This window comes from Pseudoalteromonas sp. Isolate3 (assembly GCF_022398505.1).
Classification (GTDB): domain Bacteria; phylum Pseudomonadota; class Gammaproteobacteria; order Enterobacterales; family Alteromonadaceae; genus Pseudoalteromonas; species Pseudoalteromonas apostichopi.
Genome location: NZ_JAKEVN010000258.1, coordinates 1 through 1,223 on the forward strand (window position 1 = coordinate 1; position 1,223 = coordinate 1,223).

Annotated in this window: 2 protein-coding genes; both read right to left on the bottom strand. The window is 34.7% G+C overall.

Features of this window, described 5'->3' with window-relative positions; genetic code table 11:
• Positions 1 to 660, bottom strand: a 660-nt coding sequence (locus L1D46_RS20700) for a hypothetical protein (protein WP_239978175.1), incomplete at its 3' end; no start/stop codon positions are given.
• On the bottom strand, positions 650 to 1,078 hold the full coding sequence (locus L1D46_RS20705; protein WP_130052842.1) for a hypothetical protein: 429 nt from the start codon (positions 1,076 to 1,078) through the stop codon (positions 650 to 652). The genes L1D46_RS20705 and L1D46_RS20700, both read right to left, overlap by 11 nt.
• Between the last annotated feature and the right edge of the window lie 145 nt (positions 1,079 to 1,223).

Sequence of the window (1,223 nt, forward strand, 5' to 3'; positions counted from 1 at the left end):
GAGCAACATACTATATTCTTCGTACTCTGCTTTTTTAGTGTTGTATAAATTTACTAGCCACTGACCGTGTTCGCTGATAAAAGCACCAGGATTATTAGAAATCAATTTACCTAAAGCCCCAAACTCTCCGTCAATAACAGCTTTTAGCGCTAAATCATATGGGCTCGATTGGTTATCAAGTTCTATAGAATTAGCAATCAACTCCATTGAACTATATTTACCATCACTAAATGGGTATGGAATTTCATCTTGTGACCAATCTATATTTTTATTTATTAAAAAAAGCCTTAAATCTCCGATTCGCCTATCTAGTGCTTGAAAGAGTAATTTTTTAGCCTTCCATTCCTTAGCAAATTGCTCAAAATTTTCAGAATTGACTTTTTCACCGTTTAACCACTTTACGACTAACTTTTTATCTTCAAAAAGCGTGTCTAAAATTACAAGGTTTCGTATAAATATGTGATTACCTGCTTTAATAGGCTTAGGTACATAGTCGACTGACTCAGATTTTATATCGGCCTCATCCAGTAGTTTGGCATTGAGATTTTTATCTTTAACGTAATAATTTAAACGACTTCTTAACCGCTCTGGTAACAAATTACGGTCAATTCCTAATGCCTGACAAGCAACAGCCGCAATACTTGTATTTTTACCAGCCATAAGTATTTCCGTAGCAACCGAGGCGCTGCTCAACAATTTCTACCGTAATGCTTCCTCTAGCGATATCAGTGTAATCAATGTTGTAAGTATCTGCTTTACACTCTTTGGCTAATTTATAAATAGCGCCAACACACATACCTGCCAGATTAGCTTCTTTTAAAGAGGTACTTAAAGAGCTTAATAGCGATGCTTTTTGCTCTAAAAACTCAGAGCAAGCTTCTTTCAAATTAATCCTATGTACAGATTTAAAACCAGTACATTGTCCAGCTAAATGAGCTTCAGTAAGCGATGTTGATAGTCTTTCTAGTAGAGAATGTTGCTGTTCTTTCTTTTCTTTGCAGGCGAGGTCAATATCTATTTTTGCTAAGCATGTAGTGCTAAAAGCCATAAGGGCAATAAAGATACTCCACTTAAACATTTGCACTCTCAACTCTTGTAATTGCCTGTTTATTTAACTCTTCAGTCGGCTCATCATCGAGTTTAAAGTTAATAACACAAGACAGAAATAAACCAATAATTATAAAATCATCAATCCAATATTTGTTGTAACTTAAGATAAAAAC